Here is a 13,386-nt window from a genome sequence, read left to right as displayed (position 1 = left end):
GCCGTCAGGCCCTATCATGGGAGCGAACCCACTCCAGGAGGATCCGATTACCGACATCGCTGCCCAACACGACATCTACTTCGGCGCACCCGAACCGGAGAATGAAGCCGAGATCCTCGAATCGGCGTCTCGCGCGGCGGTGGCCCGCTTCGAGGGCCGCTCGGACATCACCACCATCAAGCGGCGCTTCACCCTCATCAACCAGGACCGGACGCCGCATCAGGCCATGGTCGAGGACCTCCTCTTCATCCGCGCCGCACTCGACGACGCCGGCATCGGGTTCCTCCTCGTCCGGGGCAACGACCAGCGACCGGTCATCGCCGTCGACCTCGCAGACCGGGAGCGGCTGCGCGCGGCCCTGGTCGAGGCGTGCCGCGACGAGCCCTTCTACTCGCGGACCGTGGACACCAAGCGCCGCACGACGCTCCTGGTGAGTGACGGCGAGCTCTCCAAGAGCGGCAAGGCCCGGATCTTCCGCCTCTTCCGCCCCCGGATCGAACCGCTCGGCGGGCTCGCCTACGGCCCCTCCGCCGGCGTGCAGATCGAACTGTGGGCGCTCGGGGAGACGGCGATCGAGCTGCCCGTGGAGAACTCCCTGACCCGGCGGACCCTGCCGGCGGCCGAGGTGGTGCGTGGCGAGGTGGAACGCCACGGCCACACCTGGCCGACCATCGACAACATGTTCGCCGATCACGCCACGGACATCGACTTCGACATCGACCTCGTCTTCTCCTGGGTGGACGGCAGCAGCCCCGAGTACCGGGCCGCCCGGGCAGCGCGTATGCAGGGCGTCGTGGTGGGCGAGGGCGACGACCACGAGGCCCGCTTCCGCCAGATCGACGAGCTGAAGTACGCGCTCCGGTCGGTCTACATGTTCGCGCCGTGGGTCCGGCGGATCTACATCGCCACGGACTCGGACCGGCCGGCGTGGCTCGCCGACCATCCCTCGGTGACGCTCGTCCGCTCGGAGGAGCACTTCAAGGACCCCTCGGTCCTCCCCACGCACAACTCGCAGGCCGTCGAGGCCCAGTTGCAGCACATCCCGGGCCTCTCGGAGTACTTCCTCTACTCCAACGACGACATGTTCTTCGGCCGGCCCGTGGCACCGGACATGTTCTTCTCCCCCGGCGGTGTCACCAAGTTCATCGAGGCGGACACGAGGATCGGCCTCGGCGAGAACGACGCGGAGCGCAGCGGCTTCGAGAACGCCGCCCGGGTCAACCGGCGCCTGCTGCATGAGCGCTTCGGCCGGATCACCACGCGCCACCTCGAACACACCGCCGCGCCGCTGCGGAAGAGCGTGCTGCGCGAGATGGAGACGGAATTCGCCGCGGAGTTCGAGGCGACGGCGGCGTCCCGGTTCCGCGCCAAGGACAACATCTCCGTCACCAACTCGCTCTACCACTACTACGCGTTGCTCACGGGCCGTGCCGTCACGCAGGAGATGGCGCGTGTCGCGTACGTCGACACCACCCAGCGCTCCGGGCTGAAGAGCCTGAACAAGATGCTCGACAAGCGCAACCACGACTTCTTCTGTCTGAACGACGGCAGTTTCCCCGAGGTCGAGGCGGAGGAACGTGCCCATCTGGTCACCGACTTCCTCGAGAAGTACTTCCCGGTCAAGGCTCCCTGGGAGATCTAGTCCCCCGGGCGGGGCGCCTCTGCGGCGTGGAACACTGGCGCCATGCAGACCTTCCTGCCGTATCCGGACTTCGGGGCGAGCGCACGGGTGCTCGACCAGGCGAGGCTCGGCAAGCAGCGGGTCGAGACCCTGCAGGCCCTCCGCGCCCTCGTGATCCCCGACTACGGGTGGCGTCGGCATCCCGCCATCCGGATGTGGATGGGTCATGTGCCTGCCCTCACGCTGTACGGGCTCGCGATGGTGTCCGAGTGGGTCTCCCGCGGCCACGCCGACTCCACGCACCGCCTGATCCTGGAGTTCGCGCCGCACGTGCTCGAGGATCCCGACGTGCCGATGCCCTCATGGCTGGGTGAACCCGCCCTGCACGTGAGTCACCGGTCCAACCTGATCCAGAAGGCGCCGGAGATCTACCGCAGCCGGTTCCCCGGTACTCCGGAGGACCTCCCGTACCTGTGGCCGGAACCCGACGTGGAACGCATCCCCACCGAACCCGAGGGCCGGCGGCTGTGGGTCTGGCGGGCGGCGTCCCACCCGCCGGAGGGTGATACGACCCTGCTCATGCCGCCCGATCCGCCGGGCGGACGGGCTGCGCCGAAATGGGAGCGCCAGCTCCACACCTTCGAGGAGGCGGTGGAGGACGGCGACGCCGTGGCGATCGCCGACCCGGACGGCGAGCACTTCCGGACGGGGCACGTGGGCCCCGTGCTCATGCACGAGGACGGGCTCATCCGTGCCGCCCGGCTCGGCGGCTGGCTGCGCCGCTCGGACATCGAACCGCCGGCGCTGCTTCAGGACCCCAGGACCCTGTTCAGTGTGGGTCTTCCTGCCTCGCTCGGCTGAGCCGCCGGCCGAGTCATCAGCTGGGCACTCGACGGAACGGCCACCTGAGCCGTCGGCAGGTCACGCCGCCGGTCAGGCGGAGGTGAGGTGCCGGGTGCGGCCGCCCTCGGCGATGACCACGCCGTGCGCCTCGAGCCGCCGTCGTGTCTCCTCGCGGGGGACCACCTCCCCGACCGAGGTGTGGCGGCCCGCGGGCACCACCGAGTGGACGATCGTCTCCTCGTACACGTGCACGAGGTTGTAGGACTGGGCGCCGTCCCGCCCGCGCGATCCGCCGCCGTCGAACAGCAGGTCCTGGGTGTAGCAGGTGGCACTGGCCACCGAGACCGGCACGCCGGCGAACATCGCCGTCGTGGAGTAGTGCAGGTGCCCCGCGAGGATGGTGCGGACATCGGAGCCGCGGACCACGTCCGCGAGTGAACGCTGGTCCCGCAGCTCCACGAGGACCGCGAGATCCTGCACACTCGGGACAGGCGGGTGGTGGAGGGCCAGGATGGTGCCGTGCGGAGCGGGCACCACGAGCTCGCGCGCGAGCCAGCGGAGCTGCTCCTGGCTGAACTCGCCGTGGTGGTGGCCGGGGACCGTGGAGTCCATGGTGATGATGCGGAGCCCGTCGATGAAGTGCACCGCGTCCACGGGTGCCCCTGCCCCGGCCGAGGGTTCCTCGTCGAGCAGCCCCCGGCGGAAGGCTGCGCGGTCGTCGTGGTTGCCCATCGCCCAGATGACCGTGGCGCCGAGGCGGGCGGCTGCGGGATCGACGATGGCGCGGAGCTTCGCGTAGGCACCCGGCTCGCCCTTGTCCGCGAGGTCCCCCGTGAACACGATGGCCTGCGGCCGTGCTCCCGAGTGCTCGAGGTCCTCGAAGACCTCGCGGAGCCGGAGCTCGCTGTCCACCGCCCCGTAGAGGGGCGCATCCCCGCCGAGCAGGTGCGTGTCGCTCATGTGGAGGATGAAGTGCTGATGCCGGGGGTGTTCTGCAGTCCGGGGGACCATGAAACCTACTCCGATAGCCGATGGGTCTCGCTCGCTGCTTGCCATCAAAGCAGAGCCGCCGGCGAAGATCGTGAACTCACTGCGGCAGGTCGAGAAACATTGTGGAAACTTGTATCGATCCGGCCCGGTGAGTTTGAGCTTCAACCGAAGTGCGGTTCACTGGGCAGGAGGGGCATATCGAGGTCGAGGGAGATGCCGAGGGTGACACCTCCTGAACGGAACATCCAGCTGGACGCACTGCCCGACGTGGTGCTGTGCGAACGCGCGACCGACGGCGACACCGCGGCGTTCGAGGTGCTCGCGCGCCGCTACGGTCCGATGATGCGCGGCTACGCGGTCCGCCTGACCGGTTCGACGGCGGACGCGGACGACGCCGTCCAGGAGACCCTGATCCATGCGTGGGACCACCTCGGGGAACTCCGTGACGGCTCCGTGGTCAAGTCCTGGCTCATGCGGATCTGCGGCAGGCGGAGCATCGACATCGTCCGGCGGCGGCGCGAGCACGCCGACGCCGATACCCTCGCCGAGGTCTCGGACAGCTCCCCCACCCCCGAGAGCGCCACGATCTCCGGATCGGGGCTCGACGCCCTCGCCCGCTCCCTCGAATCACTGCCCGAAGAGCAGCGCCAGTGCTGGGTCCTCAAGGAGATGGGCGGCCTCTCCTACGAGGAGATCGCGGAACAGCTCGGCCTGACCAGCGAGAGCGTCCGGGGACGCCTCGCCCGGGCCCGCGCTAGGCTGATGAGGGACATGGAGGGGTGGCGATGAGCGAGGACGACACGCGCAGGGTCGGCGATCACTCCCTCGCGGACGACTGCGGCCACTCCCTCGACGAGCTTGCCGATTACCTGGCCACCGGCAGCTCGCCCTACGAGGGCCACTACCGGCAGTGTCCCCAGTGCCAGTCTGGCCTGGCGAGCCTCCGCTCGCTCGGGGACCTGACGCGGTCGCTCGCGGAGGACGACGCCCGCACCGCCGCCGAGTCCGACGGCTGGCTGCAGGACATCCTCTCCAACCTCCGGCTGGAGACCCGTGCCGGCCGCTCCATCCCGATCGCCTCGGACGATCCCGATGACGGTCTCTCGGAGACGGAGGGTGCCGTCGTCGCCCTCATCCGGCGGACCGGGGACGACATCGACGGCGTGACCATCGGCAAGTGCCGCCTGCACGGCGACATCACCGAGCCCGGTGCGCGGACCCGCGTCGAGCTCAACGTCACGGCCCTGCACGGCTACCGCCTCCCCACCCTCGTGGACGCGCTGCGCTCCGCCGTCGCCGAGGCGCTCACCACCCACACCGAGCTCGACATCCAGGGCGTGGACATCACGGTCACCGACCTGTTCGGGACCGACGGCGCCGGAGAGGACCAGCCATGACCACGGACCTCCCGGACCTCGCCCGCGCAATCGAGGTGCAGGTCACGGCGACCGAGGGTGTCGCGGGTCTCTATCCCCCGCACTCCGCCCTCCGCACCATCCTCGAGGCGGGCCGTGCCCGCACGGTCGCCGCCACGGACGGGGAGGGACTCGTGGGACTCCGGGAGGAAGCAGGGACCCTCGTGGTGCACATCCGCTTCGCCGGGCTGGCCGAGTATCCGGGCCCTGCCCTCGTGCGCCGCGTCGCGACCGCCGTCCGGCACGCCCTCGGCGACCGGGCGGAGGGTGCGGAGGTGCGCGTCCAGCTCTGCGCCTTCGTGGCGGGCGCCGACCTCCCTGAGGTCGAGGGCACCCGTCGGGCCGGTGGTGTCGCCGGGCCCACCGGACAGGACTAGCGGCCCCGGCAGTAGCGGCCGTAGGCTCACAAGCGGACCAAGCTCTCCAGCTCCCCCCGACGAAAGGCACCACCATGGGTTTCCGCCCCAGCCACGTACCGCTCCGCCTCACCACCGGCGCCTTCATCCTGAACTCCGGCCTCGGCAAGACGAGCCTCGACGAGGGCTCGGCCGGCTACCTGCAGGCCATGGCGTCGAAGGCCTTCCCGCAGTTCAGCCAGCTCGAGGCCCAGCAGTTCGGCAAGGTCCTCGCCGCCTCGGAGATCGCCGTCGGCTCGGCGCTGCTCGCACCGTTCATCCCGAGCCGGCTCGCGGGCCTCGGGCTCCTGGCCTTCTCGGCGGGCATGATGACCATGTACTTCCGCACCCCGGAGCTCACGCAGGAGGACGGCGTCCGTCCCACGCAGGACGGCACGTCCGTCGCGAAGGACATCTGGATGGTCGGGATCGCCCTCGCACTGCTGCTGGACCGCAAGAAGAAGTAGGCACCCCCGCCGGTGGCCCGCTCACCCGCGGGGCCACCGGCGCGGCAGACGACGGAAGGACCAGGGCGCCATGTGCGGACGATTCGTGATCGCCGGCAACAAGGCCGACCTCATCGATGCCTTCGAGGTGGACGAGGCGGTCGGGGACGAGGTGGAGCCGTCCTGGAACGTGGCTCCCACCGATACCGTGCAGCTCGTCGTCGAACGCCTCGACCCGGAGACGGGTGAACTGACCCGGTGGCTGGAACCGGCACGGTGGGGGCTCATCCCGTCCTGGTCGAAGTCCGCGTCCGTGGGCTCGCGCATGATCAACGCCCGCAGCGAGACCCTCCTCGAGAAGCCATCGTTCCGCGCCGCCGCCCTCAAGCGCCGCGGGATCGTCCCGGCGGACGGCTACTACGAGTGGCGGAAGAACGACGACGGCACCAAGACCCCCATCTACCTCCACGGGCCGGACGGCGGCCACCTCGGATTCGCGGGCCTGTACGAGTTCTGGCGTGACCCGGCGACGGCGTCCGAGGAACACCCGAAGGGCACCTGGGTGGTCAGCTGCAGCATCATCACCCGACCGGCGAGCGACGCCCTCGGTGAGATCCACGACCGCACCCCGGTGATCGTCCCCGCCGGACTGCGCGGCGACTGGCTCGACCCCCGGAACGATGCGCGCCCGGCGGTGCAGGAACTTCTGGACGCCATCCCCGATCCGCATCTGCTCCCCCGACTCGTGGGACCCCGCGTGGGGTCCGTGCGCAACAACGGGCCCGAGCTCATCGACCCGCTGCCCGGGGACGTGACGGCGGACGCCGACCAGCAGACCCTGCTCTAGCCGGGAGCGGGCGCCGTCGGGCCCTCCATGCCGCCGTACGGCGCCCGGGGCGCCGGGGGCTGGTCGGCGATGAATTCGTTGACGGCGAGCGCGAGGACGTCCCGCTCGAAGGGCGGGAGCAACAGTGAGCTGTAGAGGTAGGCGTCCACCTCCTCCTCACCGGCGTTGCCGCCGAGGCTGAAGTACCGCAGCCACAGGTCGTACGTCGACAGTGTGGTCGAGCGGAAAGCGGCGCACGTCAGGCGCTGCTGCTCCTGCTGGCTCATGCCCGTCATCATCCCGTGCCTCCCGAGGATCGGCCTCCCGACCCTCGAGTGCTCCGCTTCCGCGCTCGGGCGCCGTGCCTGTCCTGCTGTCCCCAACGTAGCCACTGGGGGCGCCGATGGAAACCCCGGCAGCGCCGCACCGTCCTCCTTGTCGCCACGCCACCGCCTGCCTAGGGTCGGAACCAGGGACCGGCACACCACGAGAACGAGTGAGGCACAGCATGATCAGGACGGACATCGCCCCGGGGATCCACTACCTCGAGTACGCGAGGACGAACGTCTACCTCGTGGAGGACGACGACGGCGTGCTGCTCGTGGACACGGGCCTGCCGCGCTCGAAGGGCCTGCTGCTGGAGGCGATGGAGCGGATCGGCCGTCCCGTCGCGGACATCCGGGGGGTCGTCCTGACCCACGGGCACTTCGACCACGTGGGCACCGCCGAGCACCTGAGGTCGCGCTACGGAATCCCCGTGTACTGCCACCCCGACGACGCCCGTATCGCGGCGCACCCCTACAGCTACGAGCGTGAGCGCACGCCCTTCCTGTACCCGCTCCGGTATCCCCGCGCCGTCCCCGGCCTCGCCCGGATGACGGCGGCGGGTGCCCTGATGGTCAAGGGCGTGGCGGACACCCTCCCGCTCACCCCCGAGGCGGCCGCAGCGCTGCCCGGCGCACCGCTGCTCGTGCCGACGCCCGGTCACACGAAGGGCCACTGCGGGCTCCACTTCCCCGACCGCGACGCGGTGATCAGCGGTGATGCCCTCGTGACCCTCGATCCGTACACCGGCCACCCCGGACCGCAGGTGGTCGCGCGCGCGGCGACCGCGGACACCGCCACGGCGCTGCGGTCGCTGGAGGCGCTGCGGGCCACAGCGGCGAGGACGGTGCTCCCGGGGCACGGCTTCCCCTGGCGTGCGGGCGTTGACACCGCCGTGACGCAGGCCCTCGAGGTCGGCGGGCACTGACCCGGCCGCCCCCGGCGGGCCGGTGCCGACGAGGCGATACGCTGGGCATATGGGCTGGTTCAAGCAGAAGACGGTGATGGGCTTCGCCCGGGTCACGATGAAGCGGGCCGCTCTCGGCCTGTTCTCGGCACAGGCGGTGGTGATCGCGGGCCTGGTCGCCGTGGACACCTATCAGAAGCGCCAGCGCCGCAAGCGGCCGGGCTTCCCGCAGCCGGGGACGTTCCACACGAGGATCGCCGACACCGACACCACGGTCTACACGTACGGCGAGGACCTCTTCGACGCGATGATCGCCGCGATCGACCGGGCCGAGCACCAGGTACTGCTCGAGACCTACATCTGGAAGGGTGACGAGGTCGGGGCGCGCTTCCGCGACGCCGTGAACCGGGCCGCGGAGCGCGGCGTGAAGGTCTTCGTGATCTACGACGGGTTCGCGAACCTCGTGGTCAACCCGTTCTTCTACGCCTGGCATCCACGCGTCAACGCCTACCGCTTCCCCGTGCTCCGGCCCTCCATCGTCTTCACGAACATCCGGGGCACCGGCTTCGACCACCGCAAGGTCCTCGTGGTCGACGACGAAGTGGGCTTCGTGGGCGGCTACAACATCGGCTCCCTGTACGCGACGAAGTGGCGGGACACGCACCTGGAGATCCGCGGTCCCTCGGTCTGGGAGCTCCGCGAGGCCTTCGCCGGGTTCTGGAACCTGAGGGCCATCCCGCGCCGGCCCGAGCTCCCCGACCTCAGCGCCTCCTTCTGGGAGCCGCGCATCCGCGCGGTGAACAACATCCCCGCGAACCTCGTGTTCCCCATCCGGGGGATCTATCTGGACGCGATCAACCGCGCGCGGCACCACATCTTCATCACGACGGCCTACTTCATCCCCGACCGGCAGATCCTCGACGCTCTGCTCCGGGCCAGCCGCCGGGGCGTGGACGTCCGCGTGATCCTGCCCGAGGACTCCAACCATGTGGTCTCGGACTGGCTCTCGCGCGGGTTCTACTCCTCCCTGATCGGCGCGGGCGTGCAGATCCTGCTGTACCAGAACTCCATGATCCACGCGAAGACCGCGACGATCGACGGCGAGTGGAGCACCGTCGGTACCGCCAACATCGACCGCCTGAGCCTGACCGGCAACTACGAGATCAACCTCGAGATCTTCGACCGCGCCCTCGCCTCGACCATGGAACGGATCTTCGAGGTGGACTCCTCCAACAGCCGCGTCCTCAGCAAGGAGGAATGGGACAGCCGGCATCTGGTGGCCCGCGTGAGCGAGGCCATCCTCGCGCCGCTGCGCCCGTTCCTGTAGCCGGATCACCGGCGGCGTCCCGCGCGCACCGGCGCCTGCCCGTTCCCCCAGCGTATGCACCCGGTCCGCGGCCGCTCCGCCTCGCGACCTCGGTCCCGGTGAACGGCCCGTCCGTGATCCGCGCCCCCGGGACCTCAGTCCCGGGGGACGGTCCCGCCGCCTGCATCCCGGGGCGTGGCGAAGCGCTCCATGTACCCGCGGTGCGAGGAGCCCACGTGGCCGGCCATCAGGCGTTCTGCCTCCGCCTCGCTGCCCGCGTCGATGGCCGCCATGATCAGCCGGTGCTCACCCCAGGACTGCTTGCCGCGGTTGTCCACGTCCGCCGCGTACAGCCACTCGATCTTCCCCGAGATCTGGCGCAGCAGGGCCGCGAGCGAGGCACTGCCGCTGAGCTCCGCGACGCCCAGGTGGAAGCGGATGTTGAGTTCGGGGAGGTCCGCGAGGGCATCGGCGGCCACCGCGCGGTCTCCGTCGTCGAGGATGTCCGCGAGTGCCCGGCGCGCCGACCACCACTGTGTGCTGGGGGCGTCCGCGGCGAACTGCGCGGCCGCGCGGCGCGCCGCCCGGCGCGCGATGGTGGACTCGATGACGCCGCGCACCGCGAAGAGGTCCTCGGCGTCGTCGAGCGGGATCTCCGCGACCGTGGACCCCGCATAGGGCTTCGACTCGACGAAGCCTTCGGCCTCCAGGGCCCGCAGCGCCTCGCGGACAGGGACGCGCGAGACACCGTACTTCGTGGCCAGTGCGGCCTCCGTCACCCGGACGCCGGGCAGGAGCGTCCCGAAGATGATGTCGCGGCGGATCGCGTCGAGGACGCGCTGCGGGGCCGCGGCATCCTGCTCAGGCCGCAAACGCCGCGCCCGGGATGGCTCCAAGAAGCTCCTTCGTGTAGTCCGCCCGAGGGCGGTTGAAGACCTCGTCCACGGTACCGCTCTCCACCACGTCCCCCGATCTCATGACGACGACGTCGTGGGCGATCTGCCGCACCACCGAGAGATCGTGCGTGATGAACAGGTAGGTGAGGCCGAGCCGGTCCTGCAGGTCGGCGAGCAGCGTGAGGATCTGGTCCTGGACGAGGACGTCGAGCGCCGAGACGGCCTCGTCGCAGATGAGCAGCTCGGGTTCGAGCGCGAGGGCCCGGGCGATCGCGACGCGCTGCCGCTGGCCCCCGGAGAGCTCGTTCGGGCGGCGCTGGGCCACCCCACGCGGCAGCGCCACCTGGTCCAGGAGTTCCGCGACCCGCTCGCGCCTGCTCTCCCGGTCCCCGACACCGAAGATGCGTAGCGGCTCGTCGATGAGCCGCTCGATGCTGTAGGTCGGATCGAGCGATCCGTAGGGATCCTGGAACACGGGCTGCACCATGCGGCGCAGCGCGCGCCGCTGTGCGCCCCGGGTGGTCGTGAGCGACGCGCCGTCGATCAGGGCCTCCCCGGAGGACGCCGACTCCAGCCCGAGGATGATGCGCGCCACCGTGGTCTTGCCCGAACCGGACTCGCCCACCACCGCCGTGGTGGTGCCGCGCTCCACCTGGAAGGAGACGTCGTTCACGGCACGCACGGTCCCGCCGCGCTGGCCGCGCAGGGCGAACTCCTTCACGAGGTTGCGCACCACCAGGATGGGTTCGCTCCGTGCGGCCGGAGTCTCGGCGAGGGGGTCGGCGTCGAGCGCCGCCGCGACCGAGGGGGCAGCCGCCACGAGCTGCTTCGTGTACTCCTCCTGCGGGTCGAGGAGGATCTGCCGGGGCGTCCCGACCTCCACGATCCGCCCCTCGGACATGACGATGATGCGGTCGGTGCGGTCCGCGGCGAGCCCGAGATCGTGCGTGATGAACAGCAGGGAGGTGCCGCGCGCATCCACGAGCGACTGCAGGTGGTTGAGGATCTGCCGCTGCACGGTGACGTCCAGGGCGGAGGTCGGCTCGTCGGCGATCAGGAGTTCTGGCTCACCCGCGAGGGCGATGGCGATGAGGACGCGCTGGCGCATGCCGCCCGAGAACTCGTGCGGGTACTGGCCGTACCGGCGCTCGGCGTCGGGGATGCCCGCCTCCGTGAGGAGGGCGACCGCTCGCCTCTTCACCTCGGCGCGGTCCAGCTTCCCCTCGGCCCCGAGGTCGCGGCGGCTTGCGACGAGGGCGTCGGCGACCTGCGGACCGATCTTCATGGCCGGGTTGAGGTTGGACATGGGGTCCTGCGGTACGAGCCCGACGCGCTGGCCCCGGATGCTCCGCATGACCGGCTCGGTCGCCGTCGCGAGGTCCTCGACACCACCGCGCGTCCGTCCGGCTCCGAGGACGATCGACCCGTGGGTGATGCGCCCGCTCCCGGGCAGCAGGCGGAGGATCGCACCGATGGCCGTCGACTTTCCCGAACCGGACTGGCCGACGATCGCCACGCGCTCCCCGCGCCGCATCGAGAACCCGATGCGGTGCAGCACCGGGGTCCCGCCGAAGGTGACGTCGAGGTCGGAGACCTCCAGGATGTTCTCAGCGTCCTGCAGCATAGCCCTGTGCTCCTCGGGGGTTGGCGGAGGCGGACAGCACGCCCGTCGCGTGGTCCTTGGTGACGGAGGACAGGCGGCCGAGCGACCAGTCCCCTGCGCGCGTGACGACATGGCCGCGGCGTTCGAGGTCCGTGATCACGTCCTCGCCGAGCCGGTCCTCGACCACGGCGCCGCCCGGCTCCCAGGTACGCGGCCAGAAGGACCCGGGGATGGACGTCGTGTGCAGGGACGGCGCGTCGACGGCCTGCTGGGGCGAGTACCCGCCGACGATCGTCCGCAGGAGGTAGAGCAGCTGCCACTGGTCCTGCTGGTCCCCGCCCGGGGACCCGAGGGCGGCCACGGGCCGTCCGTCCTTCAGGACGAGGGTCGGGGTGAGCGTGGTGCGGGGCCGCTTCCCGGCCTGCAGCGTGGACGGGCCGCCCTCCTCGAGCCAGGTCATCTGCAGGCGCGAGCCCAGGCAGAAGCCGAGCTCGGGGATGGCCGGCGAGGACTGCAGCCAGCCGCCGCTCGGTGTCGCGGAGACCATGTTGCCGTGCGCGTCGACGACGTCGATGTGGCAGGTGTCCCCGCGGGTCTCGCCGCTGCGGGACACCGTCGGCTCCCCGACCCCGGCGAAGCCGCTGCCGTCCGCCAGCGCCGGCGGCGTGTAGCCCGTGCGGAGCGGTGGCGTGAAGGGCTCGACGCCCGGGACGGTGCCCGGCCGGAACTCCCGGGAGGCCTCGTCGGTGATGAGCGCGCGGCGTTCGGCGGCGTACTCCGCCGAGAGCAGGTACTCCATGGGCACGTCGGCGTCGCCGTAGTACGCCTCACGGTCGGCGATCGCGAGCTTCTGCGCCTCGAGGATGGTGTGGGCGCCGATCGCCGTCGAGGGGTCCAGACGCTCGTCGTCGAAGCCGTCGAGGATCGCGAGGGTCTGCAGCAGGGCCGGGCCCTGGCCCCAGGGCCCGGTCTTCGCGATGGTGTACCCGCGGAACTCGAGGGTGGTCGCCTCCTCGTAGCCCGCCTCGAAGCCTGCGAAGTCCTCCACGGTGATCACGCCGGCGTGGTCGAGTCCGGAGGAGTGCCGGTGGGGCGTCCGCACGAACTCCGCGGCGGCCTGGGCCACGAGGCCGGTCCGCCACTCGAGCCGGGCCGCGTCGATGCGCTCCTCGCGCGTCCCGCCGTCGGCGGCCGCACCGACCAGTGACCCGAGCACGCGGGCGTAGGCCTCGTTGCGGATGAGCTCGCCCTCGCGCGGCGGCCGGCCCTCGGGCATCCACAGGGCGGCCGAGGTGGGCCAGTGCTCGGTGAAGAGGTCGGCGACGGCGGCGATGGTCGCGCCGACGCGCCCGACGATCGGGTGGCCGTCGCGGGCGTACCCGATGGCGAAGGCGAGGACGTCCTCCAGCTCCCAGGTCCCGTGGTCACGGAGCAGGACCAGCCAGGCGTCGACGGCGGCGGGCACCGCTGCGGCGAGCGCCCCGGCGCCGGGGACGAGTTCGAGGCCCTCGGCGAGGTAGTGCTCGCGGGTCGCGGCCGCGGGTGCGGGGCCCTGGCCCATGAGGACCACGGGCCTGCCGGGTTCCGCCGCGGTCGCGAACACCCCGGTCATGTCCCCGCCGGGGCCGTTGAGGTGCGGCTCGACGACGTGCAGGACGAAGGCCCCGGCCACGGCGGCGTCGAAGGCGTTGCCACCGCGCTCGAGCACGGCCTGGGCCGACGCGGTGGCGAGCCAATGCGTCGAGGCGGTCATGCCGAACGTTCCCTGCAGGGTGGGCCTGGTGGTGAAGGAGGGAGGGGGTGTGTACGTCATC

General features: G+C 71.1%; 14 protein-coding genes. 9 read left to right on the top strand and 5 right to left on the bottom strand.

The features are described from left to right. The first annotated feature begins 16 nt into the window (after positions 1-16). Both FNH21_RS11290 and FNH21_RS11285 read left to right on the top strand, forming a co-directional pair. Positions 17-1,642, top strand: coding sequence for a stealth family protein (locus tag FNH21_RS11290; RefSeq protein WP_152815553.1), 1,626 nt, complete (start codon positions 17-19; stop codon positions 1,640-1,642). A 42-nt stretch (positions 1,643-1,684) separates the two neighbouring features. Continuing rightward, positions 1,685-2,482, top strand: a complete 798-nt coding sequence (locus FNH21_RS11285; RefSeq protein ID WP_152815550.1) for an MSMEG_6728 family protein — start codon at positions 1,685-1,687, stop codon at positions 2,480-2,482. Positions 2,483-2,554: 72 nt separating this feature from the next. On the opposite strand, the gene FNH21_RS11280 is transcribed toward FNH21_RS11285, so the two are convergent. Beyond that, positions 2,555-3,424 carry a phosphodiesterase gene (locus FNH21_RS11280; protein WP_422108770.1) on the bottom strand — a complete coding sequence of 290 codons (870 nt, stop codon included), beginning with the start codon at positions 3,422-3,424 and terminating at the stop codon, positions 2,555-2,557. A 243-nt stretch (positions 3,425-3,667) separates the two neighbouring features. On the opposite strand from FNH21_RS11280, the gene FNH21_RS11275 reads away from it, so the two are divergent. From FNH21_RS11275 to FNH21_RS11255, 5 genes are all read left to right on the top strand, one after another. After that, positions 3,668-4,243, top strand: a complete 576-nt coding sequence (locus FNH21_RS11275) for an RNA polymerase sigma factor (RefSeq protein WP_152815544.1) — start codon at positions 3,668-3,670, stop codon at positions 4,241-4,243. After that, positions 4,240-4,851 carry an Asp23/Gls24 family envelope stress response protein gene (locus FNH21_RS11270; protein ID WP_152815542.1) on the top strand — a complete coding sequence of 204 codons (612 nt, stop codon included), beginning with the start codon at positions 4,240-4,242 and terminating at the stop codon, positions 4,849-4,851. The genes FNH21_RS11275 and FNH21_RS11270 overlap by 4 nt, the downstream gene beginning before the upstream one ends. Next, positions 4,848-5,246 carry a hypothetical protein gene (locus tag FNH21_RS11265; RefSeq protein WP_152815539.1) on the top strand — a complete coding sequence of 133 codons (399 nt, stop codon included), beginning with the start codon at positions 4,848-4,850 and terminating at the stop codon, positions 5,244-5,246. Before FNH21_RS11270 ends, FNH21_RS11265 begins: the two co-directional genes overlap by 4 nt. A gap of 74 nt (positions 5,247-5,320) precedes the next feature. Next, on the top strand, positions 5,321-5,731 hold the full coding sequence (locus FNH21_RS11260; protein ID WP_152815536.1) for a hypothetical protein: 411 nt from the start codon (positions 5,321-5,323) through the stop codon (positions 5,729-5,731). A 70-nt stretch (positions 5,732-5,801) separates the two neighbouring features. Next, a complete protein-coding gene (locus tag FNH21_RS11255; protein ID WP_152815533.1) occupies positions 5,802-6,557 on the top strand; it encodes an SOS response-associated peptidase in 756 nt (251 codons plus the stop codon). Here the strand turns inward: FNH21_RS11255 and FNH21_RS11250 are convergent. Then, positions 6,554-6,823, bottom strand: coding sequence for a hypothetical protein (locus tag FNH21_RS11250; protein ID WP_152815530.1), 270 nt, complete (start codon positions 6,821-6,823; stop codon positions 6,554-6,556). The genes FNH21_RS11255 and FNH21_RS11250 overlap by 4 nt on opposite strands. Positions 6,824-7,044: 221 nt before the next feature. On the opposite strand from FNH21_RS11250, the gene FNH21_RS11245 reads away from it, so the two are divergent. Next, entirely contained in the window at positions 7,045-7,788 is a 744-nt protein-coding gene (locus FNH21_RS11245; RefSeq protein ID WP_152815527.1) for an MBL fold metallo-hydrolase, read from the top strand. 49 nt (positions 7,789-7,837) lie between these two features. Continuing rightward, positions 7,838-9,094 (top strand): phospholipase D-like domain-containing protein, encoded by a 1,257-nt coding sequence (locus tag FNH21_RS11240; RefSeq protein ID WP_241743205.1) that lies wholly within the window; start codon positions 7,838-7,840, stop codon positions 9,092-9,094. A 134-nt stretch (positions 9,095-9,228) separates the two neighbouring features. Here FNH21_RS11240 and FNH21_RS11235 read toward each other — a convergent pair whose 3' ends face one another. Genes FNH21_RS11235 through FNH21_RS11225 form a run of 3 tightly spaced genes read right to left on the bottom strand, consistent with a single transcriptional unit; the run spans position 9,229 to position 13,385 of the window. Beyond that, on the bottom strand, positions 9,229-9,945 hold the full coding sequence (locus tag FNH21_RS11235) for a GntR family transcriptional regulator (RefSeq protein ID WP_152815887.1): 717 nt from the start codon (positions 9,943-9,945) through the stop codon (positions 9,229-9,231). Then, positions 9,935-11,593 carry a dipeptide ABC transporter ATP-binding protein gene (locus FNH21_RS11230; RefSeq protein WP_152815524.1) on the bottom strand — a complete coding sequence of 553 codons (1,659 nt, stop codon included), beginning with the start codon at positions 11,591-11,593 and terminating at the stop codon, positions 9,935-9,937. Before FNH21_RS11230 ends, FNH21_RS11235 begins: the two co-directional genes overlap by 11 nt. Beyond that, positions 11,577-13,385, bottom strand: coding sequence for a gamma-glutamyltransferase family protein (locus tag FNH21_RS11225; RefSeq protein ID WP_152815522.1), 1,809 nt, complete (start codon positions 13,383-13,385; stop codon positions 11,577-11,579). Before FNH21_RS11225 ends, FNH21_RS11230 begins: the two co-directional genes overlap by 17 nt. Between the last annotated feature and the right edge of the window lies 1 nt (position 13,386).

Source organism: Arthrobacter bussei, assembly GCF_009377195.2.
In the GTDB taxonomy this organism is placed as follows: Bacteria; Actinomycetota; Actinomycetes; order Actinomycetales; family Micrococcaceae; genus Arthrobacter_D; species Arthrobacter_D bussei.
Note: the sequence above shows the minus strand (reverse complement) of the source record. Positions and strands in the feature narration are given on the sequence as shown.

Excerpts from the sequence above, each read along its gene's own strand:
- FNH21_RS11290 (WP_152815553.1), top strand. The coding sequence starts at position 17 with ATGGGAGCGAACCCACTCCAGGAGGATCCGATTACCGACATCGCTGCC.
- FNH21_RS11285 (WP_152815550.1), top strand. The coding sequence starts at position 1,685 with ATGCAGACCTTCCTGCCGTATCCGGACTTCGGGGCGAGCGCACGGGTG.
- FNH21_RS11280 (WP_422108770.1), bottom strand. The coding sequence starts at position 3,424 with ATGAGCGACACGCACCTGCTCGGCGGGGATGCGCCCCTCTACGGGGCG.
- FNH21_RS11275 (WP_152815544.1), top strand. The coding sequence starts at position 3,668 with ATGCCGAGGGTGACACCTCCTGAACGGAACATCCAGCTGGACGCACTG.
- FNH21_RS11270 (WP_152815542.1), top strand. The coding sequence starts at position 4,240 with ATGAGCGAGGACGACACGCGCAGGGTCGGCGATCACTCCCTCGCGGAC.
- FNH21_RS11265 (WP_152815539.1), top strand. The coding sequence starts at position 4,848 with ATGACCACGGACCTCCCGGACCTCGCCCGCGCAATCGAGGTGCAGGTC.
- FNH21_RS11260 (WP_152815536.1), top strand. The coding sequence starts at position 5,321 with ATGGGTTTCCGCCCCAGCCACGTACCGCTCCGCCTCACCACCGGCGCC.
- FNH21_RS11255 (WP_152815533.1), top strand. The coding sequence starts at position 5,802 with ATGTGCGGACGATTCGTGATCGCCGGCAACAAGGCCGACCTCATCGAT.
- FNH21_RS11250 (WP_152815530.1), bottom strand. The coding sequence starts at position 6,823 with ATGAGCCAGCAGGAGCAGCAGCGCCTGACGTGCGCCGCTTTCCGCTCG.
- FNH21_RS11245 (WP_152815527.1), top strand. The coding sequence starts at position 7,045 with ATGATCAGGACGGACATCGCCCCGGGGATCCACTACCTCGAGTACGCG.
- FNH21_RS11240 (WP_241743205.1), top strand. The coding sequence starts at position 7,838 with ATGGGCTGGTTCAAGCAGAAGACGGTGATGGGCTTCGCCCGGGTCACG.
- FNH21_RS11230 (WP_152815524.1), bottom strand. The coding sequence starts at position 11,593 with ATGCTGCAGGACGCTGAGAACATCCTGGAGGTCTCCGACCTCGACGTC.
- FNH21_RS11225 (WP_152815522.1), bottom strand. The coding sequence starts at position 13,385 with ATGACGTACACACCCCCTCCCTCCTTCACCACCAGGCCCACCCTGCAG.